The 26,924-nt window shown below is 65.0% G+C and carries 26 protein-coding genes, 1 tRNA gene and 1 riboswitch; of the genes, 14 read left to right on the plus strand and 13 right to left on the minus strand.

Annotation, left to right across the window (positions count from 1 at the left end; translation table 11 throughout):
• The first annotated feature begins 13 nt into the window (after nucleotides 1-13).
• Together G4223_RS17085 and G4223_RS17090 are read left to right on the plus strand one after the other, a co-directional pair.
• Nucleotides 14-1,594, plus strand: a complete 1,581-nt coding sequence (locus G4223_RS17085; protein WP_163682237.1) for a CBS domain-containing protein — start codon at nucleotides 14-16, stop codon at nucleotides 1,592-1,594.
• A gap of 56 nt (nucleotides 1,595-1,650) precedes the next feature.
• On the plus strand, nucleotides 1,651-2,151 hold the full coding sequence (locus tag G4223_RS17090) for a hypothetical protein (protein ID WP_163682239.1): 501 nt from the start codon (nucleotides 1,651-1,653) through the stop codon (nucleotides 2,149-2,151).
• 69 nt (nucleotides 2,152-2,220) lie between these two features.
• Here G4223_RS17090 and thiC read toward each other — a convergent pair whose 3' ends face one another.
• Nucleotides 2,221-4,038: a phosphomethylpyrimidine synthase ThiC gene (gene thiC / locus G4223_RS17095; protein WP_163682242.1), complete on the minus strand. Its 1,818-nt coding sequence runs from the start codon at nucleotides 4,036-4,038 to the stop codon at nucleotides 2,221-2,223.
• A 40-nt stretch (nucleotides 4,039-4,078) separates the two neighbouring features.
• A riboswitch (TPP riboswitch) is annotated at nucleotides 4,079-4,193 on the minus strand.
• Between the two features lie 195 nt (nucleotides 4,194-4,388).
• On the opposite strand from thiC, the gene G4223_RS17100 reads away from it, so the two are divergent.
• The 3 genes from G4223_RS17100 (at nucleotide 4,389) to G4223_RS17110 (ending at nucleotide 6,533) form a co-directional block, all read left to right on the plus strand.
• Nucleotides 4,389-5,450, plus strand: a complete 1,062-nt coding sequence (locus tag G4223_RS17100; protein ID WP_163682244.1) for a hypothetical protein — start codon at nucleotides 4,389-4,391, stop codon at nucleotides 5,448-5,450.
• 91 nt (nucleotides 5,451-5,541) lie between these two features.
• On the plus strand, nucleotides 5,542-5,682 hold the full coding sequence (locus G4223_RS17105) for a hypothetical protein (RefSeq protein ID WP_163682246.1): 141 nt from the start codon (nucleotides 5,542-5,544) through the stop codon (nucleotides 5,680-5,682).
• 83 nt (nucleotides 5,683-5,765) lie between these two features.
• Entirely contained in the window at nucleotides 5,766-6,533 is a 768-nt protein-coding gene (locus G4223_RS17110; RefSeq protein ID WP_163682248.1) for a hypothetical protein, read from the plus strand.
• Between the two features lie 4 nt (nucleotides 6,534-6,537).
• Here the strand turns inward: G4223_RS17110 and G4223_RS17115 are convergent, their stop codons facing one another.
• The gene (locus G4223_RS17115; protein WP_163682250.1) at nucleotides 6,538-7,422 is read right to left on the minus strand and encodes a tetratricopeptide repeat protein; all 885 of its coding nucleotides are present in this window, start codon (nucleotides 7,420-7,422) and stop codon (nucleotides 6,538-6,540) included.
• Nucleotides 7,423-7,540: 118 nt separating this feature from the next.
• On the opposite strand from G4223_RS17115, the gene G4223_RS17120 reads away from it, so the two are divergent.
• Genes G4223_RS17120 through G4223_RS17130 form a run of 3 tightly spaced genes read left to right on the plus strand, consistent with a single transcriptional unit; the run spans nucleotide 7,541 to nucleotide 9,650 of the window.
• On the plus strand, nucleotides 7,541-8,044 hold the full coding sequence (locus tag G4223_RS17120) for a pentapeptide repeat-containing protein (protein ID WP_163682253.1): 504 nt from the start codon (nucleotides 7,541-7,543) through the stop codon (nucleotides 8,042-8,044).
• 17 nt (nucleotides 8,045-8,061) lie between these two features.
• On the plus strand, nucleotides 8,062-9,132 hold the full coding sequence (locus tag G4223_RS17125) for a GGDEF domain-containing protein (RefSeq protein WP_338086914.1): 1,071 nt from the start codon (nucleotides 8,062-8,064) through the stop codon (nucleotides 9,130-9,132).
• Nucleotides 9,129-9,650, plus strand: coding sequence for a 3'-5' exonuclease (locus tag G4223_RS17130; protein WP_163682255.1), 522 nt, complete (start codon nucleotides 9,129-9,131; stop codon nucleotides 9,648-9,650). Before G4223_RS17125 ends, G4223_RS17130 begins: the two co-directional genes overlap by 4 nt.
• A gap of 8 nt (nucleotides 9,651-9,658) precedes the next feature.
• Here G4223_RS17130 and G4223_RS17135 read toward each other — a convergent pair whose 3' ends face one another.
• Entirely contained in the window at nucleotides 9,659-10,888 is a 1,230-nt protein-coding gene (locus G4223_RS17135) for an anion transporter (protein ID WP_163682257.1), read from the minus strand.
• A gap of 93 nt (nucleotides 10,889-10,981) precedes the next feature.
• Between G4223_RS17135 and G4223_RS17140 the strand changes: the two genes are divergently transcribed.
• From G4223_RS17140 to G4223_RS17150, 3 genes are read left to right on the plus strand one after another with little or no spacing between them, the layout of a single operon-like run.
• The gene (locus G4223_RS17140) at nucleotides 10,982-13,264 is read left to right on the plus strand and encodes an ATP-dependent helicase (protein ID WP_163682259.1); all 2,283 of its coding nucleotides are present in this window, start codon (nucleotides 10,982-10,984) and stop codon (nucleotides 13,262-13,264) included.
• Nucleotides 13,265-13,287: 23 nt separating this feature from the next.
• Nucleotides 13,288-14,061: a hypothetical protein gene (locus tag G4223_RS17145; protein WP_163682261.1), complete on the plus strand. Its 774-nt coding sequence runs from the start codon at nucleotides 13,288-13,290 to the stop codon at nucleotides 14,059-14,061.
• Nucleotides 14,062-14,113: 52 nt separating this feature from the next.
• Complete coding sequence (locus G4223_RS17150) at nucleotides 14,114-15,013, plus strand: 50S ribosomal protein L11 methyltransferase (RefSeq protein ID WP_163682263.1); 900 nt, start codon at nucleotides 14,114-14,116, stop codon at nucleotides 15,011-15,013.
• Between the two features lie 15 nt (nucleotides 15,014-15,028).
• Here G4223_RS17150 and arsB read toward each other — a convergent pair whose 3' ends face one another.
• The 6 genes from arsB to G4223_RS17180 form a co-directional block, all read right to left on the minus strand.
• Nucleotides 15,029-16,051, minus strand: a complete 1,023-nt coding sequence (gene arsB / locus G4223_RS17155) for an ACR3 family arsenite efflux transporter (protein ID WP_163682265.1) — start codon at nucleotides 16,049-16,051, stop codon at nucleotides 15,029-15,031.
• A complete protein-coding gene (locus tag G4223_RS20105) occupies nucleotides 16,048-16,551 on the minus strand; it encodes an arsenate reductase ArsC (RefSeq protein ID WP_163682266.1) in 504 nt (167 codons plus the stop codon). The genes arsB and G4223_RS20105 overlap by 4 nt, the downstream gene beginning before the upstream one ends.
• 4 nt (nucleotides 16,552-16,555) lie before the next feature.
• A complete protein-coding gene (locus G4223_RS17165) occupies nucleotides 16,556-16,864 on the minus strand; it encodes an ArsR/SmtB family transcription factor (protein ID WP_163682268.1) in 309 nt (102 codons plus the stop codon).
• Nucleotides 16,865-16,997: 133 nt separating this feature from the next.
• Nucleotides 16,998-18,335: a hypothetical protein gene (locus G4223_RS17170; protein ID WP_163682270.1), complete on the minus strand. Its 1,338-nt coding sequence runs from the start codon at nucleotides 18,333-18,335 to the stop codon at nucleotides 16,998-17,000.
• Nucleotides 18,336-18,424: 89 nt separating this feature from the next.
• Nucleotides 18,425-19,126 (minus strand): RluA family pseudouridine synthase, encoded by a 702-nt coding sequence (locus tag G4223_RS17175; RefSeq protein WP_163682272.1) that lies wholly within the window; start codon nucleotides 19,124-19,126, stop codon nucleotides 18,425-18,427.
• 41 nt (nucleotides 19,127-19,167) lie between these two features.
• Entirely contained in the window at nucleotides 19,168-21,450 is a 2,283-nt protein-coding gene (locus tag G4223_RS17180) for an NADP-dependent malic enzyme (RefSeq protein ID WP_163682579.1), read from the minus strand.
• A 267-nt stretch (nucleotides 21,451-21,717) separates the two neighbouring features.
• Here G4223_RS17180 and G4223_RS17185 point away from each other — a divergent pair, with 267 nt between their 5' ends.
• Nucleotides 21,718-21,921 (plus strand): hypothetical protein, encoded by a 204-nt coding sequence (locus tag G4223_RS17185; protein ID WP_163682274.1) that lies wholly within the window; start codon nucleotides 21,718-21,720, stop codon nucleotides 21,919-21,921.
• Nucleotides 21,922-21,978: 57 nt separating this feature from the next.
• Here the strand turns inward: G4223_RS17185 and G4223_RS17190 are convergent.
• Nucleotides 21,979-22,063: transfer RNA gene (locus G4223_RS17190), tRNA-Leu, on the minus strand.
• A gap of 107 nt (nucleotides 22,064-22,170) precedes the next feature.
• Between G4223_RS17190 and lipB the strand changes: the two genes are divergently transcribed.
• Nucleotides 22,171-22,836 carry a lipoyl(octanoyl) transferase LipB gene (lipB, locus tag G4223_RS17195; protein WP_163682276.1) on the plus strand — a complete coding sequence of 222 codons (666 nt, stop codon included), beginning with the start codon at nucleotides 22,171-22,173 and terminating at the stop codon, nucleotides 22,834-22,836.
• Here lipB and G4223_RS17200 read toward each other — a convergent pair whose 3' ends face one another.
• From G4223_RS17200 to G4223_RS17210, 3 genes are all read right to left on the minus strand, one after another.
• Nucleotides 22,837-23,442 (minus strand): methyltransferase domain-containing protein, encoded by a 606-nt coding sequence (locus G4223_RS17200; protein ID WP_163682278.1) that lies wholly within the window; start codon nucleotides 23,440-23,442, stop codon nucleotides 22,837-22,839.
• Nucleotides 23,443-23,554: 112 nt separating this feature from the next.
• On the minus strand, nucleotides 23,555-24,631 hold the full coding sequence (gene recA, locus G4223_RS17205) for a recombinase RecA (protein ID WP_163682280.1): 1,077 nt from the start codon (nucleotides 24,629-24,631) through the stop codon (nucleotides 23,555-23,557).
• Between the two features lie 125 nt (nucleotides 24,632-24,756).
• Complete coding sequence (locus G4223_RS17210) at nucleotides 24,757-25,095, minus strand: hypothetical protein (protein ID WP_163682282.1); 339 nt, start codon at nucleotides 25,093-25,095, stop codon at nucleotides 24,757-24,759.
• Nucleotides 25,096-25,255: 160 nt separating this feature from the next.
• Here G4223_RS17210 and G4223_RS17215 point away from each other — a divergent pair, with 160 nt between their 5' ends.
• Complete coding sequence (locus tag G4223_RS17215; protein ID WP_163682284.1) at nucleotides 25,256-26,884, plus strand: alpha-D-glucose phosphate-specific phosphoglucomutase; 1,629 nt, start codon at nucleotides 25,256-25,258, stop codon at nucleotides 26,882-26,884.
• Nucleotides 26,885-26,924: the final 40 nt, after the last annotated feature.

A 26,924-nucleotide genomic window follows, 5' to 3' on the forward strand; every position in this document is an offset into this window, starting at 1 on the left:
CCGTTCCACAATCATGCGACGGCAGACCATGCGCGCGGTCCCGCTTTCCCAGATCATGAGCACAGCGGTGGTCACCGTGGCGCCGCACACCACCATGGCTGAGGCGCTGGATATCCTGTCCGAGCGCTGCATCTCGTGTCTGGTGGTGGAGGAGGACGCCCGTCCGGTGGGCATCGTCACCGAACGTGACGTGGTCAAGTGCTATGATGGGGTCGAGGCCGGAACCCAACTGACGGTGGCCCAGGTGATGACCTCGACGCCGTTGTCGGTGCCGGCCGACCTTGATCATTTCGAGGCCTTCAAACTCATGAAGGAGCATCGTTTCCGCCATCTGGTGGTGACGGATGCCGATGGTCGCGTCGCCGGGGTGGTGACCGAGACCGATTTCGTGCGTCATCTCGGCGTCGATTTCTATGTTCGGCCAAAGGATGTCCGCGCGGTCATGGCTCCGGTGGCGACGGCGGACGAGAATGCGTCCTTGCATGGCGTGCTGTCGCTTCTGGCCCAGCCGGGCATCTATTGCGTGGCGATCGAAAGCCAGGGGCGCGCGGTCGGCATCCTGACCGAACGCGACGCGGTGCGGCTGTTGCGCCAGCACAGCCCGGTGGACGGCCTTCGCGCCGGCGAGGTGATGGGCAAACCGTTGCACACCATCGCGCCAAGTGCATCGCTTCTGGATGCGACCGAGGCCTTGCGGGTCCATGCCATCCGCCATCTGGTGGTGGTGGACGACGATGGCGTGGCCAGCGGCGTCATCAGTGAACACGAGATCGTCCAGGGACTGGAAAGCGAGTACGTGGTCCATCTGGAGCGGATCATTGCCGAAAAGAACGAGGCGCTTGCCGCGTTGGGCCAAGCCCACGAGATGTTGGCGGAACAATCCCAGGCGTTGTCGGGAACGGTGGCCGAGCTTGAGGCGACGCACGAGGAATTGCGGGAATTCGCCCGCGTCGCCAGCCATGACCTGGCCGAACCGTCGCGGCTGGTGGTCAGTTTCTGCCAGTTGCTGTTACGTCGCCATGGCTCCGACCTGGGGGCCGAAGGCCGCGAGTTGGCCCATTTCGCCATCGATGGCGCCCGGCGCATGCGTCGGCTGGTTCAAGATCTGGCGGTCTATGCCGCCCCCAGTACCGAACCGGGCGGCAAGCTCGAGCCGGTGTCGTTGCTGGTGGTGGTGAGCGCGGTGCTTGACCTGTTGGCCGAGGAAGTCAAGGACGCCCATGCCGTCGTCGATGTCGGGGCGCTGCCGTCGGTGGCGCTTGCCCGCATGTCACTGCATGAGCTTTTCCGTCACCTGATCGCCAATGCCTTGATCTATCGTCGCGACGGAGTTTCCCCCCATATTCGCATCGGCGCCGAGGACATGGGCGATTGCTGGCGGCTGTGGGTGGAAGACAACGGCATCGGCATCGATCCCGTCTATCGCGACGACGTCTTTCGTTTGTTCACTCGCCTGCACCCGCCGGGACCGCGCAGCGGCACCGGCGCCGGGCTGGCCATCGTCAAGCGCATCGTTAGCGACGCTGGCGGCCGTATCTGGATCGAAGGAGACCCGGCCCAGGGCAGCACCTTCGTCTTCACCTTGCCGAAATAAAACGCCTGACAGGATGTGGATGTTCCGTATCAGTGCAAAGCCGAACGGAGGACACCATGCCCAGCCCACAAAGCCTCAAGGCCGACACCGTCGAGCAATTGGCCCGTAACCTGACGTCCATCGTCCTGCACGATCCGGCCTGGGAAGGCCGTCTGGAAGGGCTTTGCGAGACGCTGCACCGGGCCGCCGCCCATATCAAGCCGATGGGTATCATGGCGGCGGTGGTGCGCCGGGCCGAGACGATCCTGCGCCAGATTTCCGCGGCCGATCCGGTGACGGTGGGGCGGCTTTATTTCGACCTTCTGCCGCGCGAGGTCACCCATCCACTGACGGCGGCAGTGGTGCGGGCGTTGTCCGACCGCGACACCGTGCTGGCCATGCTGCGTGACGCCGGGGTGTCGGCGCGGCTGCTCAAGGACGACAGCGGCATCACCTTCATCGTCCTGGACGGCCTGGACCGTGCCCGCGACCTGTCCGAGGGCATGAAGCAAGCCATCCTGGAGGCCATGACCGCCGAGGCGCCGCCGCCGCGCGGCGGCCTGCACGCGGTGCATTGAAACGAAAGGTCCCGGCGAGCGGACCCCGCCGGGACTTGGTCATGCCGCCGTTGCGCGCAATAGGGGGGGCTATTCCGCCGCCGGCTTTTCGCTGTGGTAGATTTCGCCGCCTTCGGAACGGAACTTCTCGCTCATGGCCTCCATGCCCTGTTCGGCGGCGATATCGCGCACTTCCTGGCTGATCTTGTAGGCACAGAACTTGGGGCCGCACATGGAGCAGAAATGCGCCAGCTTGGCGCCCTCGGCCGGCAAGGTCTGGTCGTGGAAGTCCTGGGCCTTTTCCGGGTCGAGCGACAGGTGGAACTGGTCCTTCCAGCGGAACTCGAAGCGGGCACGGCTCAGCGCGTCGTCGCGTTCGCGCGCCGCCGGATGGCCCTTGGCCAGATCGGCGGCGTGGGCGGCCAGCTTGTAGGTGACCACGCCCTCGCGCACGTCCTGGCGGTCGGGCAGTCCCAGATGCTCCTTGGGCGTGACGTAGCACAGCATGGCGGTGCCGAACCAGCCGATCATGGCCGCGCCGATCGCCGAGGTGATGTGGTCGTAGCCCGGCGCGATGTCGGTGACCAGCGGCCCCAGGGTATAGAACGGCGCCTCGCCGCACAGTTTGAGCTGCTTCTCGACGTTGGTCTTGATCTTGTGCATGGGGACGTGGCCGGGGCCTTCGATGATCACCTGGCAATCGTGCTTCCACGCGACGTGGGTCAACTCGCCCAGGGTTTCCAGTTCGGCGAACTGGGCGGCGTCGTTGGCGTCGGCGATGGAACCGGGGCGCAGGCCGTCACCCAAGGAGAAGGCCACGTCATAGGCCTTGAGGATCTCGCAGATATCCTCGAAATGGGTGTAGAGGAAGTTTTCCTTGTGATGGGCCAGACACCATTTGGCCATGATCGAGCCGCCGCGCGACACGATGCCGGTGACCCGCTTGGCGGTCAGCGGGATGTGGGCCAGACGCAGACCGGCGTGGATGGTGAAATAGTCCACGCCCTGTTCGCATTGTTCGATCAGCGTGTCCTTGAAGATGTCCCAAGTCAGGTCCTCGGCCTTGCCGTCCACCTTTTCCAGGGCCTGGTAGATGGGCACGGTGCCGATGGGAACCGGGGAATTGCGCAAGATCCATTCGCGGGTGGCGTGGATGTGCCGGCCGGTGGACAGGTCCATCACCGTGTCGGCGCCCCAGCGGATGGCCCACACCAGCTTTTCCACCTCTTCCGACACGCTGGACGCCACCGCCGAATTGCCGATGTTGGCGTTGATCTTGGTGAGGAAGTTGCGGCCGATGATCATCGGCTCGGCTTCGGGGTGGTTGACGTTGGCCGGGATGATGGCGCGGCCGCGGGCGATTTCGGAGCGCACGAATTCGGGCGTCACCTGATCGGGGATGTCGGCGCCGAAATCCTCGCCGTCGCGGGCAGCGGCTTCGCGGGCTTCGGCCACGCGCAAATTCTCGCGGATGGCGACGTATTCCATCTCGGGGGTGACGATACCGGCGCGGGCATAGGCCAGTTGGGTCACCGCCTTTCCGGCCTTGGCGCGTAGGGGCTGACGGTGGGCGCGGTCGAACACCGGCACGCCGATGGTCTCGCCGGGCTTGAGCCCGTCATCCTCGGGGCGGTGGGTGCGGCCGGGATAGGTTTCCACATCGCCGCGTTCCACAACCCAGTTGCGCCGAATCTCGGGCAAGCCCTGGGTGATGTCCACCTTGGCGCCGCAATCGGTGTAGGGCCCCGAGGTGTCGTAAAGCCGCACCGGCGCCTCGCCCGAGCTGGGTTCCAGGTCGATTTCGCGCATGGCGACGCGGATGTCGGGGCGGGACCCCGCGACATGAATCTTGCGCGACCCCGGCAACGGGCCGGTGGTGACCAACAGGTTTTCGGACGTTTCGGACATGGCCTATCCCTCGATATTGCTTGGACAGGCCGGCGGGTGCGGAAAATCTGCTTCCGATCCCTTCGCCGGCATGACCCGGATCAGGTTCCAAGGGTCGCCGGCGGACGCTGTTCCGGCCTCTCAGTCCCGCATCCGGGACACCCCTTCGGTAAGAAACTGGAGAGTGCGGTTCAGTAAGGGCAAAAGTCAACCCCAGGCGGGATGCGAGTATTGTCAAAAAGCGTTGCCAGGGCCTATTTTCCGAGGGATTTCGTCACATCTCGACGATTGCACGGCCGAAATGATCGGACGATACTGCTAGAGTTGACTGGGGTGGCAACGGGCGCAGAATGCGCCAGGGGACGATTGCCGTGAAAGACGTGGAACACAACCTTGCCGTCCGTCTGATCACCGAGACCCTGAAGGGGCCGGTGGCGGCAGTGTTCCGCGATCTTATTCCCGCTTTCGGCGACATGGATGGTGATGAATTCTATGATTCGGTGCTGACGTCTTCGGACCTTCTGCACGGCTTGATGCTGATATTCCAAAAGCGCCGCGACGCCTTTTCCCATTTGCTGGTGGACGCCCAGGGACGGCCGGTCAACGACGACTTCGTTCGTCTGCGCTGTGGCCGCTCGGTGCACGACATCGTCTCGATGATCGTGCGCACCCACGCGAAAAAGCATTTCCGCGCCACGGTGGGGGGGGACCCCAACAATCCCGCCAGCAAGGCCGGCCGTCTGTACGAAGCGATGAACGAGTACCTGATCCACGAGTGGCAGGTGCCGCTGGTGCCCCATTACGCCGGCCTTTCGGTGGAAAAAGTGCGCGAGATGGGGCCGATGTTGCTGGAGCTCAAGACCGCCCAGCAGGTCGCGGAAGTGGTCGCCCAGGCCGCCAACCGCCGGGCCGAGGTCAAGGTGGCCGAAGCGCCGGCGGCGCCGGCCAACGCCAACACCCACGCCGCGGCGTTGGTCGAGGCGCGCGAGAAGCTGGAGACCATGGTGGTCGAGAACCGCTCGCGCGAAGAGGAATTCTGGTGGGAAACCTTGAACGACAACCAGGTCCGTCTGGCATTGTCCAATCCCCCGGATAGCGAAATGCGCGAGTTGACGGCCGCTTTCTGCCAACTGGGCGAGGCGACGCGCGGCGAGTTGCTGGCGCCGCTGGGGTTGTCGCTTTATCAGGCGGCGGTGCTGTTGGGCACCTGTTACCGCACCTTGGGGCGTGCCGGGTTCGGTCAGATTTTCGGAAAACCAGGGAACGCCCCGGCGGTTACCGCCTTCGCCGGCAAGCTGCGGGCGGTGGGTGTCAGCTCCCGCGCCGACGTCCGCTCGCTCGGCCGGCAGGTCGAGGGCGTGCTTGCCACCATGCCGCGCGTCGCCGGTCCTCGTCCGGTCCAAGGGGCGGCGCAAAAGCGGACTGGGCGCTGATTATACGTCCGCAATCGAAAGTCATTCGCATTACCTGTTGATCGGAAGGCCCCTGCCGTGCGACCGTGGTCGCCTTGATGGAGGGTTCCCGATGTTCCTGTGGCGCAGTCTGTCACCCGTTGTCCTGGCCTGTGTCGCCGTCGCCCTGACTCGTGGCAAACCGGAAGACAAACCGGTCGGCACCACGTCCGCGGCTTCCGCCAAGGGCAGTGAGGATATTGCGAAAAATTAATACCCAACCATACAGCTAAGCTATTGACGTACGCCCATGCAACGGGCGTCATAAGGCCCGACGGAAAAAGCCTTGGGACCTTTATGACCGTGGATCATCGCGCCACCTTGTGGAACCAGTTCATCCTGGCCGCCGCGGTTGCTCGTCTGGCATTGCCGGTGGCCGAACGGGCCGGCGACGACTTGGTGTACTTCTCCTATACCGACACCCATGCCGGCGCCGGCGCCCTGCCGGGGCCGTTGCCGGCGGTGGCCTCGGTCATCGAGAACCACAGCCGCTTCGCCAACCGCGCATGGTTTTCCGCCGTACCGGGACCGATCCCGCCCGACCCGCATCCCGGCTCCTGGGTGGTGGCGGGGCGGGTGCTGGGCGCGGTGGGGGGGCCGCAACTGGCCATCGAGATGGACGTCAACGACATCGAGCCGGCGGTGATGGAAGCGGCCAAGGCGGCGCGCGAGCGCGGCTGGGTGCGGCTGTGGAGCCATGATTGGTTCTTGTTCCTGCGCTCGCGTCTCAATCGTCCCGAACGGCCGCATTTCGTGTTCGTCGATCCGCCGCCCGACGATCCGCGTGGCCCGGCCTATGGTGTCGACGCCGCCATCCTGATGGACACCGTGGGGGTGCCCTACATGCTGAGCTATCCGGTCAGCGACTGTCAGGCGGCTATCGATCAGGTCGGGCGGACCGGCCTGGAACTGGTCTTGCCCGACGGGTCCGGGCACGGCGTCCTGTTGGGGGGCGGTGCCGAAACGGCGGTGTTGGACGTCATCTCGGATTTGCGGGTTCTGGCGGAAATCCTGGGCGGGGCCTTTGTCCCCCGCCTGCCTGCCAGCGTCGATTACGCCATCTGATAAATTAAAAGAACTTCCCGGCCAGGGCTTCCACGTCCGCCGTCCTGTCGTCGCCCAGGCGACGGAACAGGCTGGCGGCGCGCTTGAGGGCGCTGTGGGCGCGGACCGGGTCGGCGGTGGTCAGGATTCGCCCCAGGTCGGTCAGCACCTCGGCCTCGCCCTTGAGGTGGCCGGCGGCGGCGAACAGGTGGCGCGCTTTGTCCAAGGCATCGCGCGCACCGTCCGTGTCGCCCAGATGGTGCAGCAGATGGGCCAGCGTGTGCGACGCCGCCGCCTCGCCCAGGATGTCGCCGGCCTCGCGATAGAGGTCGAGCGCCTTTTCCAGGCGGTCGTGGGATTGGTCGGCATGGCCCATTTGCCGCAACAATTGCCCCGTGGCCTTGAGGGTATGTGCCTGCCCCAAGGTGTCGCCGGCCCGCGTGTAAAGAGCCAATGCCTCGTTGTAGCGGTCGAGCGCCAGATCCTGGCGGTCGTGGTCGCGTTCCAGGTGTCCGGTCCGTTTGGCCACATGCGCCAGTCCCGACAGATCGCCGGCGGCGTGATACAGCTCGTGGGCGGATGCATAGCATTGCCGAGCCTTGACCAGATCGCCTTCGCGCGCGGCCAACTGGCCCAACCTGACCACGATGGCCGCCTGTTCGCATTGGCCGCCGTGTTGGGCATAAAGGGCGCGGGCTTCGGCGTAAACCTCGCGCGCGGCCGCCGGATGGCCGGTCTCGGTCTCGAAATCCCCCAATTGGGTCAGTGCCAATGCTTCGCCCAGGTGGTCGCCCGCCTCGTGGAACAACAGCCGGGCGCGGCGGAACGCCTCGCGCGCTTGCTGGCGTTCTCCGGCCAGCCACATCTTCTCGGCCTCGTCCAAGGCTGTGTCGGCGGCAGTTCTGGCCATGGTGGGTCCTCCTCGGTCGTTGCTTCATAGCCTAGGACCGAACGGCACACAGGTAAACCGTCGCGGCGGCTGGAAATATCGCTTTGCCCCCGGCAGGGTCCGGTTTAAACCTTAAGCCATGCGTGATGTTCTTTTTTTCTTGCTGGTGGTCGCTGCCGTGTCCGTGCGGCTGGCCTCGGCCCAAGCCGCCGATTGTACCCAGCCGGCCGAGCCGAAGGTCGATTGGCAGCGGTGCTATGTGGACGGGCGCGATCTGTCGGGCCACGACCTGAGCGGGGCGCGGCTGCGTGAAACCAGTTTCCAGCGTGCCACCTTGGCCGGCACGACGCTGGTGGGGGCCGACGGCTATCGCGCCCGCTTCGTCAGCACCTCCATGAAGGCGGCGCGGCTGGACCAGGGCGTGTTCGCCGAGGCCGACTTCACCAAGGCCGACCTGGAGGGGGCGTCGCTGCGCGAGGCGGATTTGCGGCGGGCCAGGTTCTTCCGGGCCAACCTGCGCGGTGCCGACCTGACCGGGGCCAAGACGTTGGGGGCCGACTTCCTCAACGCTGACCTGTCCGGGGCGCGCTGGGTGGACGGCAACCGTATCTGCGCCGAGGGTTCCCTCGGCCAATGTAACTAGGGCAGGGGACACCGCAGGTGGGGATCAAGTTCACCGACCCTTACGACGTCGCCGCCCATTGCGCGCGGGCCGCCCTTGGCATGATGGACCGCCACGGCGTGCCGGCACATCCCAATAATTTCATGGTGTGGTACGCCTTCGTCGCCGACCGCAACCCCGACCTGACCAAGGCGGTCAACGGCATCTTGCGGGCCGGACAGAAATTTTCCGACGACATTTGCGCCGACCTGTACGAGCGCTTCTTCGGCACCAGCCAGCACGAGGCCGAGTTGCGCGCGGTGGGCAAGCGCATCGAGGACGCGGTGGCGCGTGTCTTGGAATATCTGGTCACCGCCAATGCCGGAGCCGCCCAATACGGCGAGGCGTTGCAGAACTTCTCGGGCGAGCTTGAGGTCAAGGACGCCGCCGATTTGGGCGTGCTGGTGCGTTCGATCCTCGACGAGACCAAGATGATGATCGAGGTCAACCGCCAACTGGAACAGCGGCTGGAAACCTCGTCCTCGGAAATCGCCCGCCTGCGCGAGGATTTGGACCAGTTGAAGCGCGAGGCGACCACCGACGCGCTGACCGGTCTGGCCAACCGCAAGCTGTTCGATGTGGCGCTGCGCGAGGCGGCGTTGGAAAGCGAAGAGGAACGGAAGTTCCTGTCGCTGCTGATGATCGACATCGACTTCTTCAAGAACTTCAACGATACCCACGGCCACATGCTGGGCGATCAGGTGCTGAAGCTGGTGGCCCGCACCATTTCAGACAGCATCAAGGGCAAGGACACGGCGGCGCGCTACGGTGGCGAGGAATTCGCCATCATCCTGCCCGACACCCGGCTCAAGGACGCGGTGGCGGTGGCCGACAACATCCGCCGGCTGGTGGCCAGCCGCAAGGTGTTGAACCGCCGCACCGGTCAGGTGTTGGGACAGGTGACCTTGTCCATCGGCGTCGCCGAATACGAGTTCGGCGAGACGCTGGGCGCCTTCGTCCACCGCGCCGACGAGGCGCTGTACCTGTCCAAGCGCCAGGGGCGCAACCGGGTGATGAGCCAGGACGACCTGACCAGCACCAGCCATCTGGAATTCGACGACGGCGAATGACCCGTTTCGCCGCCATCGACTTCGAGACCGCCGACAACGGCCGTGACGCCGCCTGTTCGGTGGCGGTGGTGGTGGCCGAGAACGGCCGTGTCGTTCATTCCCTCGCCCGTCTGATCCGGCCGCCGCGCCCGCGTGTCATGTTCACCGAAATCCACGGCCTGACCTGGGACGACGTCAAGGACGCCCCGGACTTCGCCGGGGTATGGCCGGAACTGGCTGAAATGGTGGCCGGCGTCGACTTCCTGGCGGCCCATAACGCCGCCTTCGATCGCCGGGTGCTGGAGGGATGCTGCGCCACCTATGGCCTGCCCGATCCAGCGAAGCCCTTTTTGTGCACGGTGCAGGTGGCGCGCGACCAATGGAACCTGCGGCCGACCAAGCTGCCGGACGTCGCCCGCTACCTGTGCCTGACGCTCAAGCACCACGACGCGCTGTCGGATGCCACCGCCTGTGCCAACATCGTGTTGGCGGCGCTTGAGGAAGGCTACGACCTGGGACGGCGTTTGCCGGGGTTCTGAGGAGCGCTCTACCACCCCATCCAGCCGCCCAGCCACAGCCAGCCACAGGCCAAGGCCATGGTCGCCGCCGTCATCGGGATGCCGGCGCGGGCGAAGTCGAGGAAGCCGACGCGCACCCCGGCGCGGGCGGCGCGTTCGACCACGATGATGTTGGCCAGCGATCCCACCAGCAACAGGTTGCCGGCCAGCGTCGACAACAGCGCCAGCCCGTACATGGGGCCGGGGTCGCCGAACGGCCACACCGACAGGATCAGCATGGTGGCGGGCACGTTGCCGATGGTGTTGCTGGCCAGCGCCATCATCGGCGCCATGACGCCAAGGCGATGCGGCATCCATCCCGTCTCGGCCAGCATTTCGGCGCCCTGGGCGGCGAATTCGGTGGCCGAGAAGGCATCGGTGACCACGAACAGACAGGCGAACAGCACCAACAGGTGCCAGTCCACCGCGCCGATCATGTCGCGGCTGGCCAGCCGGCGGCTGAGCAGCAGGAAGGCGGCGATGATCAGCGCCCCCACCTCGCGCGGCAGGTCGGTGGCGAACAGCGCCATCAGGAACAGGATCGCCACCACGCCCTTGCCGGTTTGGAACAGGTCGGGACGCGGCATGGGTTGCGGTACGATGGGGGCGGGAACGGCCTGCAACGCGCCCCGCCAGGTCCAGCGCACCACCCAGAACACCACGCCCAGCGACAATAGTCCCGGCACGCCACAGGCCAACAGGAACCGCCAGAAATCCAGGTCGCCGACCTGACCGATCAGGATGTTCTGGGGATTGCCGATGATGGTCATGGCGCTGCCGGCGTTGGCGCCGCCGGCCAATCCCAACAGGAACGGCCGGGGGTCGAGACCGCGCCGGCGCACCCCTTCGGCGACGATGGGGGTCATGGCGAACACCACGATGTCGTTGGCCAGAACCGCCGACAGGCCGCCACCCACCGCGATGGTGACCGCCAACAGCCGGTCGCTCGACCCCTTGGCCGCCGCCACCCGTGCCGCCACCGCGCCATAGAAGCCGGCTTCCTGGAACTGGCTGGAGACGATCATCAGCGCGAACAACAGCAACAGGGTCGGCATGTTGATGGCTGCCCCGGCGTGTTCCAAATCCACCGCGCCGCCGGCCAGCAACGCCACCAGCCCCAAAAGCGCGATGCCGGTGCGATCCAGCTTGAAGCCCGGAACGCGCCCCAGCGCCATGCCGGCATAGGTGAAGGCGAAGACGGAAAGGATCAGGGTATCCATGCTGGGACATTACACGCGTTTCGCGTCTGTTCCCAGCGCCGATGGTTGGCTTTGGGGCTAGGCGGCGGGAAATGTTCCCACTATATTCCAGCCATGTCCGATCCCTTCGCCCTTGACGACGACATTCCCGCCCCTTTTCAACCGGCCAGCCCGCGCGCTTCGGCCGGTCCGGTGGCGGTGCCGCCCGACGCGCCGTGGCTGGTGGGCCTGAACCCGGAACAGCACCAAGCGGTGACCACCACCGAAGGCCCGGTGCTGGTGCTGTCGGGGGCGGGAACCGGCAAGACCAAGGTTCTGACGGCGCGGCTGGCCCATATCCTGGCGTCGCGCCGGGCGCAGCCGTGGCAATGTCTGGCGGTGACCTTCACCAACAAGGCGGCGCGCGAGATGCGTGACCGTGTCGCCGGGCTGATCGGTCCGGTGGCCGAGGGCGTCTGGCTGGGAACCTTCCATGCGTTGTGCGTGCGCATCCTGCGCCGCCATGCCGAACTGCTGGGGCTCAAATCCAACTTCACCATCCTTGATGCCGACGACCAGGTGCGGCTGTTGAAACAGGTGATGGAGGCCGAGCACATCGACGCCAAGCGGTGGCCGGCCCAGGCGCTGATGGGCACCATCCAGCGTTGGAAGGACCAGGGTCGTTTGCCCGACAAGCTGACGGCGGCGGACACCACCGAACTGGCCGGCGGCCGGGCGCAGGAACTTTACGCCCAGTACCAGCAACGGCTGTTGACGCTGAACGCCTGCGATTTCGGCGACTTGTTGCTGCATTGCCTGACCTTGTTTCTCGACCATGCCGACGTGCTGGCCCATTATCAGGCGCAGTTCCGCTATATCTTGGTGGACGAATATCAGGACACCAACGTCGCCCAATATCTGTGGCTGCGGCTTTTGGCGCAAAGTCACAAGAACATCTGTTGTGTCGGTGACGACGACCAGAGCATCTATTCCTGGCGCGGTGCCGAGGTCGGCAACATCTTGCGGTTCGAACGGGATTTCCCCGGCGCCAAGGTGGTCAAGCTGGAAAGCAATTACCGCTCGACCCCGCACATCCTGGCCGCCGCTTCCGGGCTGATCGCCAACAACGAGGGACGGCTGGGCAAGACCTTGCGCCCAGGCCTGTCGCATGATGCCGCCGCCATCGAGAAAGTGCGGGTGCGCGGTGTGTGGGACGGTCCCGAGGAAGCCCGCGTGGTGGTCGACGAGATCGAGACGCTTCAGCGGCGCGGCGAAAGTCTGGCGACCATGGCCATCCTGGTGCGCGCCGGCTTCCAGACTCGCGAATTCGAAGAGCGTCTGATCACCACCGGCGTTCCCTATCGGGTCATCGGCGGCCCACGTTTTTATGAGCGTCAGGAAATCCGCGACGCCATGGCCTATCTGCGGCTGATCAATTCGCCCGACGACGGGTTGGCGTTCGAACGCATCGTCAACCTGCCCAAACGGGGATTGGGCGACGCGGCGTTGCAGGTGGTGCACAACGCCGCCCGTGCCCGCGGCCTGTCGCTGTTCGAGGCGGCGCGGCTGGTGGTCGAAACCGACGAGATGAAGCCCAAGCCGCGCAAGGCCCTGGCTGGTTTCTGCGACGACATGCTGCGCTGGCGCGAGCGGATGGCGACGCTGTCCCATGGCGAACTGGCGCAGGTGGTGCTCGACGAATCGGGCTACACCACCATGTGGCAGAACGACAAAAGTCCCGAGGCGCCGGGTCGGCTTGAGAACCTCAAGGAACTGGTGCGCGCCCTGGCCGATTTCGACAGCCTTCAGGGCTTCCTGGAACATGTCGCCCTGGTGATGGAGAACGACGAACGTTCCGACGTCGACAAGGTCACCATCATGACCTTGCACGGCGCCAAGGGGCTGGAATTCGACAGCGTGTTCCTGCCCGGTTGGGAGGAAGGCGTTTTTCCCCATCAGCGCGCCATGGACGAAGGCGGCAATCCCGGCCTGGAAGAGGAACGCCGTCTGGCCTATGTGGGGCTGACCCGGGCGCGGCGGCGCGTGCTGGTGACCTTTGCCGCCAACCGCCGTATCTACAACCAGTGGCAGGCGGCGTTGCCGTCGCGCTTTCTGGAGGAACTGCCCGATTCCCATGTGGAACGTCAGGCCGAGCGGGGGCTTTATGCCGGCGGCGCGTCCTCGGCGGCGTGGAATTCCGGCGATGTTGGCGGCGGCTGGCGCAAACCCGAGGCGCAGGGCACGTCGTGGCAGGTGGCGTCGCGCGAGAGTGCGGGCGACTTCGCCGTCGGCGACCGCGTTTTCCACCAGAAATTCGGCAACGGCTTCGTGGTGGCGGTGGACGGTGACAAGCTGGAAGTGGATTTTGACAAGGCCGGACTGAAAAAGGTTCTGGGAAGTTTCGTCGAAACGCAGTGACCTGGGTCCGAAGGGGGGATGCCATGACGCCACGCCGGATAGGGATGGCCGGCCTGTTGGGAGGGCTTTTGCTCTTGGCATCCTGTGCCGAGACGCCGCCACCCGAGCCCGAGGCGCCGCCGCCGGTGTCGCAACCGCAGCCGCAACCGCTTCCGGTCCCACCGCGGCAAAGCCAGCCGGTTCCCCTGCCGCCGCAATCCTCCGCGCCGACGCTGCATTGCGACCAGTTGCTGGCTCGCCAGGACGGGCGCGACATCCGGCCGGTGGGCGGCACGCTCACGGTGGCGCGTCGGGCTTTTTCGCTGGTTTATACCGGCGGCCTGTCGGGGCCGGCGCTGCACGTTTCGGCCTTTCCCACCCTGGCGGAAATGTTGGACAAGGCCGGGCGAAGCGAGTTGTGGGGATCGGCCGACGAAATCCTGATCCACGATCCCGACGACTTGCCGTTGCGCGACGGCGCGGGATTGGTCGAGGAACCGGAACAGTTGGATCTGTATCTGGAGGGCATGGGCGAAGGGTACGGCGCCTTTTTCCGGGTGATGACGGCATTGGACGGCGAACCGGCGGCGCTGTTGTCGGCGCCCCGCGCCGGCATGGGGTTCGCGCCCGAAAACGGGCGTCAGGTGCAGAAAGTGCGCGGCCTGGGCGGCGTGGCGGTGGAAAAGACCCGCTTCCGCCAGCTTTACCTGACCTATTTCGGCACCGTGCGCCGGGCAGGTCCCGGCAACAAGGGCAATTTCGGCAGCCGGGCGCTGATCCGTCTGGCGTGGGGGTCGTGCCGGTTGGCTTTCCGGTGATTGCTGCGGTATAGGTGGCGGTCTTTCGGTCCATTCCAGCAAGGCTCTTTCCATGCCCCCCGTGTTTCCCGATATCTGGCACCTGCGTCTGACCACCGGCCCCGAGGCCATGCCCGTGTTCGAAGAGGTGTTCGAGCGCTTCGCCGAATCGGTCACCATGTTCATGGACGACAAGTCGGGCATTTCCGATGGCGACTGCCCCTGGCATCTGGAAGGCTATTCCCGCACTCCGCCCGAGCGGGCCAAGATCATCGCCGCCCTGTCCACGGTGGCCGCCGCCAACGGGTTGGAGGTGCCGGAACTGGTGGTCGAGCGGCTGCCCAACGTCGATTGGGTGCTTGAGAACCTGCGCGATTTTCCGGCCATCGACGCCGGCCGCTTCTACGTGCGCGGCTCGCATTGGGAGGAACCGACCCCCATCGGCCGTATCGAGCTTCTGGTGGACGCCGGCACCGCTTTCGGTTCGGGTGAGCATGCCACCACGCGGGGCTGTCTGTTGGCGCTGGACAAGCTGGCCAAGAAGCGGCGTTTCCTGCGTCCCCTCGACCTGGGCTCGGGCTCGGGCATCCTGGGCATCGCCATGGCCAAGATGTGGGCCTGCGACGTCATCGCCACCGATATCGACCCCGGCGCGGTCAAGGTGGCGGCCAACAATGCCAAACTGAACCAGGTGGGCGCCCGCTTTACCAGCGTGGTGTCCGACGGTTACCGCAATCCGCTGCTGAAGAAGAAACGGCCGTTCGACATCATCTGCGCCAACATCCTGGCCAAGCCGCTGATGCGCTTCGCCAAGGATCTGGCGGCCCATCTGGCGCCCGACGGCGTCGCCGTGCTGTCGGGGTTGTTGGACTGGCAGGAACGCATGGTCATGGGCGTGCACGAGCGCCAGGGCCTGACCCTCAAGGACCGTCAGGTCATCGACGGCTGGGCGACGCTGACCATCGGGCGCTGACCGGGTGAGGAGGCGTCATGCCTCCTCGTACCAGCCTTTGCTGGCGTTGACGATGCGCACCACGCTCAGCATGACCGGCACTTCCACCAGCACGCCGACCACGGTGGCCAGCGCCGCGCCGGAATCCAGCCCGAACAGGCTGATGGCGGCGGCCACCGCCAGTTCGAAGAAGTTGCTGGCACCGATCAACGCCGATGGGCCGGCGACGCAATGGGCGACGCCCAGTTTCTTGTTCAGTCCATAGGCCAGCGCGGCGTTGAAATAGACCTGGATGGTGATGGGCACCGCCAGCAGGGCGATGACCAGCGGCTGTTCCAGGATGCGCCCGCCCTGAAAGGCGAACAGCAGCACCAGCGTCGCCAGCAGGGCGGTGATGGACAGCGGCCCCAGCCGCCGCAGCAATCCCGCCAGCGCAGCCTCGCCGCCGCGCCTGAGTACGGTACGGCGCCATGCCTGGGCCACGGCCACCGGCACCACGATATACAGCGCCACCGACAGCAACAGGGTGTCCCACGGCACCACGATGGACGACAGCCCCAGCAACAGGCCGACGATGGGGGCGAAGGCGAACACCATGATGGTGTCGTTCAACGCCACCTGGGTCAGGGTGAAATGGGGTTCGCCCCGGCACAGGTTGCTCCAGACGAAGACCATGGCGGTGCACGGTGCCGCCGCCAGCAGGATCAGGCCGGCCACGTAGGATTCGATCTGTTCGGCGGGCAGCAGCGGCCGGAACAGGGTTTCCACGAACACCCAGGCCAAAAGCGCCATGGAGAACGGCTTGACCAGCCAGTTGATGCCCACCGTGGACAGCAACCCGCGCCAGTGTTCGCGCACATGGCCGAGCGCGCCGAAATCGATGCGCAGCAGCATGGGAATGATCATCAGCCATACCAGCACCGCCACCGGCAGGTTGACGCGGGCCACTTCCAGGTCGCCCAGCGCCCGGGCCGCGCCGGGCAGGAAATGGCCCAGGGCGACGCCGACGACGATGCACAGCGCCACCCACAGCGACAGATAGCGTTCGAAGGTGCTCACCGGGCGCTCTCCTGGCCCAGGCGGTCCACTTCGCGCTTCAGCGCCAGCCGGTCCAGGCTGGCGATGGGCAGGGCGGCGAAGGCGCTGACCCGGCGGTCGATCTGGCGGAACACCTCTGCGAACACCGCCAGCCGTTCCGCCTCGCTGCCGGTGGCGGCGGCGGGGTCCTCGAACCCCCAATGGGCGCTGATCGGCTGACCCGGCCAGACGGGGCAGACCTCGCCGGCGGCGTTGTCGCAGACGGTGAAGACGAAATCCATGGTTGGCGCGCCGGGGACGGCGAATTCGTCCCAACTCTTGGAACGCAAGTTTTCGGTGGAAAGGCCCGCCAGTTCCAGGGTGCGCAGGGTCAGCGGGTTGACGGCGCCGGCGGGATGCGATCCAGCGGAAAAGGTACGGAAGCGGCCTTCGCCCCTGGTGGCCAGCAGGACCTCGGCCAGCACCGAACGGGCGGAATTGCCGGTGCACAGGAACAGGACGTTATAGACACGGTCGGTCATGACGTTACTCGCAGCAGGGGGTGGGGGATGCCGCCTCGGACGACACTTGTTCGCGCAGCACCGCCAGCAACGCTGCCGCCGCCGGGGCGGGGGAATCGTGCAGGCGGTAATGCACCCAGCGGCCGTTCTTGCGCGCCTGGATGAATCCGGCGGCCTTCAGCAGCGACAGGTGTTTGGAAACGGTGGCCGGGGCCAGACCCAACGATTCGGTCAGCACGCAGACGCAGACCTCGCCGTCCTCAAGCTGTTTGAGGAGGCGGAGACGGGAGGCGTCGGCCAGAGCCTTGGTCAGGATTTCGAAGCTGTCGATCATGGCGACAGCATAAGCTTATTTCGTCATTTGGCGAAATGACGAATTTATGACGATGAGGAAGAGGACGCCCGTTGACGCCCCCTTCCTGCCCTGTCATACCGCCCGGCGAATATTTCAAAGGGCGGCCGCGGTATCACGGGTATAGGGTAAACGGCGTGTCGCGGCCGTAGATGTGGATTTGTCCCGGCCCCCCGGCGAAATGGGAAGCCAATTCGGGGATGGCGGTGACGTCGGCGACCACGATGTCGGTCGCTTCCAGCTTGTGGAACTGGGGCTGGGTCGAGGTCTTGGCCTTGGGGTCGTTGCCGGTGGCCGCCACCGAGACCCGTGCCAGTTGGGTGTGGGCGGCATAGCCGGTATTGCCGGGCGGCTGGTTGTGGTTGACGTAGACGCAATCCACGCTGTTCAACGTCCCCTGTTGCGGCGTGCCGTCGCTCTTGTCCAAGGCGTATTGGCCGTCGCAGTTGAAGACGAAACCGTCCTTGTCGGCGGCGACGCTGGATTGGCTGATCTGCATGCCGCAGGACGGGATCAGGTGGATGTGGATGGCGTCGGTGGGCCGTGGCCACGGCTCGCTTTCGATGTTGCGGCGCAGACGCACGTCGCTGTGGTCCAGGCAGATCTCGATGGCGAAATCCATGTATTCTGGGAAGTTGGCGACCCCGTAATCCTGGCGGAACACCGCGTATTGGTCGAAGGGCGATCGTTTGAGGTCGCCGCCGCTCAGATCGATCAGGGGATAGGCGGTCATCTGCTCGGTGACCACGTCACGGCGGCCGGTGACGTCGTACAGGATGAAGTCTTCGTTCGAGACGAAGTACTTCTCGGTGGTCATGCGGTCGGTGCTGGCGCCGTCATAGGTGCTGACCGGGATGTTGCTGACCACCAGGGCGCGGTTGCGCACTTCCATGTTGGGATAGGAATGGCAGTTCTTGATGAAGTTCACCAGCATGTCGAAGATCACGCCGTTCAGCGGTCCGAAAGCCGCCAGCCATTGCTTGGACAGCGCCTCGACCACGGCATTGCGCACGACGGTGGAGTTCTCGGCGTAGACATGGTCGATATTGCGGATCTGGGCGGAAATGGCCGAGCCGCAGACAAAGGTCCAGTTGGGGTAGTCGCTGGCCGGGAAAGCCTTGGCCAGCGCCGCCAGGAGCATGGGTGCCGGGTCGTCGGCATCGTCGGCATAGACATAGGGGCCTTGCTCGCCGTGGAAATAGAATTCCGGGGCCACGAATACGTTGGTGATGCTGGTGTCGTTGGGGGCGCCTTGCAATTGCGCGCGGGCCGCTTCGACCGCGTTCTTCAGGACCGCCACCCGGGCGGCGATGTCGGCGGCCAGATCCTTGCTGCCCAGATAGGTGCCTGCCACCGCGCCGGGGCCGTTGGGATCGCCGATGGCGACCATGGATGCCGGAGTGGTGGGAATGGCATAGCCGATAAAGCGGATTTTCGAGTGGTTGTTGCTCACGGTAATTCCCCTCCCGATTGTGCATTCATATTTGAACGCGCAAAAAGGTTGCCGGAATCCCGGAAGGAATGCGACTCAAATGGTTGTGTTCAGGCGCCGTTCCAGCCGCAAGCCCCCAGTGCCGCCCGCATGTGCTCGGGCGGCGGCGCCTCGACCCGGATGGCGGGTTTGCTGGGCGACAGGGGCCTGAGCCCGACACGCCGCGAATGCAGGTGCAAGGGGGCGGCCGGTTGGGGATCGAGGCCGTAATAGGCGTCGCCCAGAACCGGACAGCCCAACTCCTTCATGTGCACGCGAATCTGGTGGGTGCGGCCGGTGCGCGGCACGCATTCGATCCAGGTCAAATCGCCGGTGCTGCCCATCACCCGCCAGTCGGTCACCGCCTCTTGCCCCTTGGGGTCGCAGACGATGCGCCAAAAGCCGTGGCTGTCCTTGGTGCGCGGTGTCACCACCTTGAGGATGGGGCTGTCGACGCGGCCGGAATCCTGGGCCGGGCGGCCGACCACCACCGTCCAATAGGCCTTGTCCACCTGATGGGCCATGAACATCTTGCCAAGACGGCGCATGGCCTTGTCGTGGCGGCCCAGCACCAGACAGCCCGAGGTGTCGCGGTCCAGCCGGTGGGCCAGGCGCGGCGGCTGGTTCCAGCCGAATTTCAGCGCGTCCAGGTACAGTTCCAGATGGTCGGGCGAATTGGGCCCGGCATGCACCGGCAACCCGGCCGGCTTGTCCAGGACGATGACGTCCTGATCCTGGTACAGGATGCGGGAAAGGATTTCATCGGGTGTCATGATGGTGGATGGGGCGCGGCCGGAACCGCGCCCCCAGCTCCTTAGCGTCGGGACTGTGCCGCCATCTGGGCGTCGACGGCGGCCAGGGCCGTGACGTTGACGATGTTGCGCACGGTGGCCGACGGCGTGAGGATGTGGGCCGGCAACCGCGCGCCCATCAGGATCGGGCCGACGGTCATGCCCTCGCCCAACGCCTTGATCAGGTTGAACGAGATGTTGGCGGCGTCCAGGTTGGGCATGATCAACAGGTTGGCCTGTCCCTTGAGGCGCGAATTGGGGAAGATGCGGGAGCGGATGCCTTCGTTGATGGCGGCGTCGCCATGCATTTCGCCCTCGACCTCCAGATACGGCGCGCGTTCGTGCAACAGGGCCAGCGCCTCGCGCATCTTGGCGCCCGAGGCCGAGCGGTGCGAGCCGAAGTTGGAATGGGACAACAGCGCCACCTTGGGTTCGATGCCGAAGCGGCGCACTTCCTCGGACGCCAGCAAGGTGGTCTCGACGATCTGTTCCGGCGTCGGGTCGGCGGTGACGTAGGTGTCGCAAATGAAGAACGTGCCCTGGGGCATGATCAACAGACTCATGGCCGCCGGCACCTTGACGCCGTCGCGCAGGCCGATGACGTCCGAGATATGGCTCAGGTGCTTTTCGTAGCGGCCGATGGTGCCGCAGATCAGGGCGTCGGCCTCGCCGCGCAGGACCATCAGCGCACCGATCACCGTGGTCCGGGTGCGGATCACCGTCTGGGCATAGTCGGGCGACACGCCCTTGCGCTCCATGATGGTGTGATAGGCGCGCCAGTATTCGGTGAAGCGGTGGTCGTTCTCGGGGTCCACCAGATCGAAATCGGTTCCCAGCTTGAGGCGCAGGTCCAGATCCTTGATGCGTTTCTGTACCACGTCGCGACGGCCGATCAGCACCGGGAAGGCGACGCCTTCGTCCACCACCGCCTGCACCGCCATCAGCACGCGACGGCCTTCGCCTTCGGTGAACACCACGCGGCGCAAATCCTGCTTGGCGCGGTCGAACACCGGCTTCATCACCAGGCCCGAACGGAACACGAATTGGGCCAGGGTCTCGTGATAGGCATCGAAATCGATGATCGGGCGCCGCGCCACGCCGGAATTCATGGCGGCGCGGGCCACCGCCGGGGCGATCTTGAGGATCAGGCGCGAATCGAACGGCTTGGGGATCAGGTATTCCGGGCCGAACGACAATGGCTGTTCGCCATAGGCGGCACGCACGCGCTCGTCCGATTCCGCCATGGCCAGATCGGCCAGGGCGTAGGTGGCGGCCAGCTTCATGTCTTCGTTGATCTGGGTGGCGCCGACGTCCAGCGCGCCGCGGAAGATATAGGGGAATACCAGGACGTTGTTGACCTGGTTGGGATAGTCCGAGCGCCCGGTGGCGATGATGGCGTCGGGGCGCACCGCCTTGACTTCCTCGGGCAGGATTTCCGGGGTCGGGTTGGCCAGGGCGAAGACGATCGGCTTGTCGGCCATGGTTTCCACCATTTCGCCGGTCAGCACGCGCGGCGCCGACAGTCCCATGAAGATGTCGGCGCCGGGAATGACCTCGGCCAGCGTGCGGGCCTCGGTTTCCTGGGCGAAAATCTCCTTATAGGGGTCCATCAGTTCGTTGCGGCCCTTGTAGACCACGCCCTTGATGTCGGTGACCCAGATGTTCTCGCGCTTGACGCCGACCGACACCAGAAGGTTGAGGCAGGCGAGAGCGGCGGCGCCGGCGCCCGAGGCCACCAGCTTGACCTGCGAAATATCCTTACCGACGATGCGGAGCGCGTTGATCATCGCCGCCGCGACCACGATGGCGGTGCCGTGCTGGTCGTCATGCATCACCGGGATCGACAGCCGCTCCTTGAGCTGGCGTTCGACCTCGAAACATTCCGGGGCCTTGATGTCTTCCAGGTTGATGGCGCCGAAGGTTGGCTCCATGGCAGCGATGACGTTCACCAGCCGGTCGGGGTCCAACTCGTTGATTTCCATGTCGAAGACATCGATGCCGGCGAACTTCTTGAACAGCACGCCCTTGCCTTCCATCACTGGCTTGGCGGCCAGCGGGCCGATGGCGCCCAGGCCCAGGACGGCGGTCCCGTTGGTGACGACAGCAACAAGATTACCGCGCGCGGTGACTTCGACGGCGGCATCCGGGTCGGAAACGATGGCCTCGCAGGCGGCGGCGACACCTGGGGAATAGGCCAGGGCAAGGTCGCGCTGGTTGGCTAGTGGCTTGGTAGGATTGACGGAAATCTTACCAGGGACCGGAAGCCGATGGTATTCCAGCGCGGCGTCGCGCAACTCGTCCGACATGCTCATGAACAATGACCTCGGGTAATTTTATTATCGTGCGCGCGGGCCTGCGCGAGATCAAATCGGCATACGCCACTCCAGAGAAAACGACAAGAGTAGAAGGAATCGAAAATGTCTCCCCTGTCGGAAATCCGATAATGGTATTACCAATGTGCGAGCATTGTGTGTGGCGGATGGCTGCTGGCGGCTTAGCCTATGTCAAAGGTATATATTCCACCTGCGTTTCGTGGCACACTGGCGGTAATCGCACGATCAAAGGGGGCAGCAATGACCTTGATCGACCTGGAGAGCTGGCGGCGCGAGCAGAGCGAGCGGCGGCGTGCGGAGGGGCAGATGGCCGCACTCGACTATCTGCGTGAGGAAATCTCGTCCTCGGGGTACGATACGGCGGCGCGTCTGCTGTCGCTGGCCATTCTCAGCATTTCCCGGCAATTGGATGGCGAGGCAGAGGATGACGGGACCGCGTCCTGACGCCAGCCTTTAAAACTCAAACCCCCGCCGGTGTCGCCACCGGCGGGGGTTCGAATTTGGTGCGACCGGGGAGACTCGAACTCCCACGACTTACGTCACACGCACCTCAAGCGTGCGCGTCTACCAGTTCCGCCACGGTCGCATAGCCGGTAGAACCGCATCGGCTCGTCTCACGAGAGGCTTGCCAACGAGGAGAGAGGGGAATACCAAACTCGCCTTCGCGAATCAAGCGGACTTTCCAGGGGTGTCATGAGCTTTTCTCTAGAATGGCGAATCAGCGACGATTTAGTGCCCTACGACCAGGCCTTGGCCTTCATGGAAGAACGGGTCGCCGCCATCCGTGCCGGTACCGCGTCCGAATGCGTGTGGCTGTTGGAGCACCCGCCGCTTTATACCGCCGGGACCAGCGCCAAGCCCGAGGACCTGTTGTGGGCCGACCGTTTCCCGGTCTACCACACCGGACGCGGCGGCCAGTTCACCTATCATGGGCCGGGCCAGCGGGTGGCCTATGTCATGCTGGACCTGAAAAAGCGCGGTTCCGACATCCGCGCCTACGTCCACGATCTCGAGGAATGGCTGATCCGCACGTTGGCTCGCTTCACCGTCAAGGGCGAACGCCGTGACGGACGGGTCGGCATCTGGGTGGATCGTGGGCCCGGTCCGGGCCTTGCCCGGCGCGAGGACAAGGTGGCGGCCATTGGGGTGCGGGTTCGCCAATGGGTCACCTTTCACGGTGTCGCGCTTAATGTCGATCCCGACCTAGGCCATTTTCAGGGCATCGTGCCCTGCGGCATCAGCGAATACGGGGTGACGTCGCTGTGGGATCTGGGCAACACGCCGACCATGGAAGACGTGGATTGCGCCTTGATGGCGGCGTGGCAAGAGGTGTTCGGCGATCCGGCCGGCGGCGGCTGATCAGTCCGGGCGGGCGACGGTATACAGCCAGTCGGCGTGGTTGCGACCGGTATGGGCGGCGACCATGTCCCACCGCTTGAACCCTGCCGCTGTCAGCACGGCGGGCAGTTCCTCGGCCTGCCAATAGCGAAAGAAGCGGGGCTCCCCTAATTTGGCGGTCGACCATTCCTCGCCTTGGCCTTGTTTCAGGCTGAAGGCGAAGCGGCCGTGCGGTGCCAGGGCTCGGCACAGTTTGGTCGCCACCTGGGCGAACTCGGCGGCGGTGAAATGCAGCATCACCGCGTTGGCCAAAATCAGGTCATAGGGGCCGGACAGGGAATCCGACAAGGCATTGAACAGGCGTGCGTCAAAGCCAAGGCCGCGCAGATGTTCGACAAATCCTGGAACCGCGTCGGAACATTCCGGGACGAAACCTCGTTGCGCCAGATAGGCGGCGTCACGGCCGAAGGCGCTGCCCAGTTCGAAAATGCGCGCTTCGGCGGGCAAGTCCTCGATCGTCCGGTCCAGCCAGTCGCGGGTTGCCCCGTCAACCACATGGGGGGTGCGGTCGATATAGCCCTGGATGGTGCGGGCATAGGTGCGCAAGGTGGCGTCGTTGCTGGACATCGGTTCCTGTTTCCCTGTGGCTCCCCCGGATATTAACGCCTGACGGCGGAAACAAGAACGGCCGCCCCATTGGGGGCGGCCGCGAAGTTGCGCGGAAAATTACGGGCGTTCCCTATTCCTCGACGGTGTTGCCGTCCAAATCGCCGGGGTTGCCGGCCAAGGCGTCGGCCACCAGACCGGAATTGGTACGGATGGCGCTCTCGATCTCCTGCGCGACCGTGGGGTTCTCGCGCAGATAGGTCTTGGCGTTTTCGCGCCCCTGGCCGATGCGGGTCGAGTTGTAGGACAGCCATGCCCCCGACTTTTCCACCACTCCGGCCTTGACGCCCAGGTCGATCAGCTCGCCCATCTTGGACACGCCCTCGCCATACATGATGTCGAAGTCGACCACCTTGAACGGCGGCGCCAGCTTGTTCTTGACCACCTTGACGCGGGTCTGGTTGCCCACCACCTCGTCACGGTCCTTGATGGCGCCGACCCGGCGGATTTCCATGCGCACCGAGGCATAGAACTTGAGCGCGTTGCCGCCGGTGGTGGTTTCCGGGTTGCCGAACATCACGCCGATCTTCATACGGATCTGGTTGATGAAGATGACGATGGTCTTGGACTTGGACACCGAACCGGTCAGCTTGCGCAACGCTTGGCTCATCAACCGGGCGTGCAGGCCGACATGGCTGTCGCCCATCTCGCCCTCGAGCTCGGCCCGCGGCACCAGGGCGGCGACCGAATCGACCACCAGCACGTCGACGGCGCCGGAACGGACCAGGGTGTCGGCGATCTCAAGCGCCTGTTCGCCGGCATCGGGCTGGCTGATCAGCAATTCGTCGAGGTTGACGCCCAGCTTCTTGGCATAAGAGGGGTCAAGCGCGTGTTCTGCGTCGACGAAGGCGCAGGTGCCGCCGCGCTTTTGCGCCTCGGCGATGACGTGCAGCGCCAGCGTGGTCTTGCCCGAGCTTTCCGGGCCATAGATCTCGATGATGCGGCCGCGCGGCAAGCCGCCGATGCCAAGCGCGATGTCCAGGCCCAGCGAACCGGTGGAAACCACCTCGGTCTCGACCGTTTCCTTTTGCCCCATCTTCATGATGGAACCCTTGCCGAACGCCCGCTCGATCTGGCTGACGGCGGCTTCCAATGCCTTTTGTCTATCCATGGTGTCCTTGTCCACGAGACGCAAAACAGCCTGCGACATGGCAGTACCCCCTCATCTAGCCCGATCCTGGGGCGGATGCAACGCGGTTCTGCGAATAGAGTACACATTCCGTTCTGGAACACAACGGGAATGTTCGCATCTGTTCCTGTTTTCTTCGTTGATGTTCACCCCGGAATGGCCGGAACCTCACGGATCAGGTCGGGTTCGTCGTGAACGAAGCTCAATTGCAGCGTGGCGTAGGCGTCAAGGGGGCTGGTGGACAAGGCCTCGGCCTTGGTGCGCGATTCTGTGTCGATCCGTATGCCGGCCTGGTCGAGGAGGGTGCACAGGCGGGGCAGCGCGGCCGCCGGCAACTGACAGCGGATACAGGTCATCTTGTTGGAATACATGTGGAAGTCGTCGATCCAGCCATCGGCGGCGACGATGGCGTCCTTGGCCGCGTCGGTGGCGATCAGGCGGTTTTGCCGGGTCATGGCGGTCAGTTGGACAAACGCGAACGACATGGGTTTGATTAAAGGGAAGATGTGCCACAGGGGCAAGCCGAGTTGCGGTATGGGTCAAGCGCGCTTCAATCCGGCCTGCATGGCACGGCGTCGCATTGACAGCGGCCCGCTCCTGAGCGATGACCAAGGGCAACCATGCGGAGTGAGGGGAGAAACGCCGATGACCACCGTGAAGCATGTGGCGACCACGCCATTCGACGGCCAGAAGCCGGGCACGTCTGGCCTGCGCAAGAAGGTCAGGGTGTTCCAGCAGCCGCATTATCTGGAAAACTTCGTCCAGGCCATCTTCGACAGCATCGGCGACGTTGCCGGCAAGACCCTGGTGGTCGGCGGCGATGGCCGTTTCCACAACCGGAGCGCCATCCAGACCATCCTGAAGATGGCCGCCGCCGCCGGTTTCGCCAAGGTGATGGTGGGCAAGGGCGGCATCCTGTCGACGCCGGCTGCGTCCTGCGTCATCCGCAAGTACAAGACTTTCGGCGGCATCATCCTGTCGGCCAGCCACAATCCCGGCGGCCCGGACGAGGATTTCGGCATCAAGTACAACATTCCGGCCGGTGGCCCGGCGCCCGAGGGCGTGACCGAGGCGATCTACGCGCGGACCACGGAAATCAACGAATACCGCATCCTTGACGTGGCCGACGTGGACATCGAAAGCGTGGGCGACCGTAGCTTGGGCGGCATGGCGGTCACGGTGTTCGACCCGGTGGCCGACTATGCCGAACTGATGGGCAGCTTGTTCGACTTCGACGCCATCCGCGCCCTGTTCGCCGGTGGCTTCCGCATGCGCTTCGACGCCATGCACGCGGTCACCGGCCCCTATGCCAGCGTCATCCTGGAAGACATCCTGGGAGCGCCCAAGGGAACGGTGATGAACGGCATCCCGCTCGAGGATTTCGGCCACGGCCATCCCGATCCCAATCTGGTGCACGCCCATGATCTGGTCGAGGAGATGTTCGGCCCCGACGCCCCGGATTTCGGCGCGGCGTCGGATGGCGACGGTGACCGCAACATGATCCTGGGCCGCGATTTCTATGTGACGCCGTCGGATTCGCTGGCGGTGCTGGCGGCCAATGCCACCTGCGCGCCGGGTTACGCCAAGGGGCTGGCCGGCATCGCGCGCTCCATGCCGACCTCGGCCGCCGCCGACCGCGTCGCCGCCGCGCTGGGCATCAAGTCCTACGAGACGCCGACCGGCTGGAAATTCTTCGGCACCCTGCTCGACGCCGGTCTCGCCACCTTGTGTGGCGAGGAAAGCTTCGGCACCGGTTCCGACCATGTGCGCGAGAAGGACGGGCTGTGGGCGGTGCTGCTGTGGCTGAACGTGCTGGCCGCACGCAAGCAGCCGGTGGCCGACATCGTGCGCGAGCATTGGGCCAAGTACGGCCGCAATGTCTATTCCCGCCACGATTACGAAGGCATCGACACGGCGGCGGCCAACGGATTGATGGACCATTTGCGCGGCCTGTCGCTCAAGGGACAGACGCTGGGAGCTTATACGGTCGCCTTCAACGACGATTTCGCCTACACCGATCCGGTGGACGGCAGCGTCAGCACCAAACAGGGCATCCGCATCGTGTTCGAGGACGGCTCACGCATCGTCTTCCGGCTGTCCGGCACCGGCACCGAAGGGGCGACGCTGCGGGTCTATATCGAACAATACGAGCCCGACCCGGCCAAGCACGGCGCCGACCCCCAGGACGCCCTGGCCGAGTTGATCAAGATTGCCCGCGACGTGGCCGAGATCGAAGCCCGCACCGGGCGCAGCGAACCGACGGTGATCACCTGAGGATATGAACCACAGAGATACAGAGGTGTCTGATGTGGGG

Origin of the sequence: Magnetospirillum aberrantis SpK (assembly GCF_011022235.1) — a bacterium.
Lineage (GTDB): Bacteria > Pseudomonadota > Alphaproteobacteria > Rhodospirillales > Magnetospirillaceae > Magnetospirillum > Magnetospirillum aberrantis.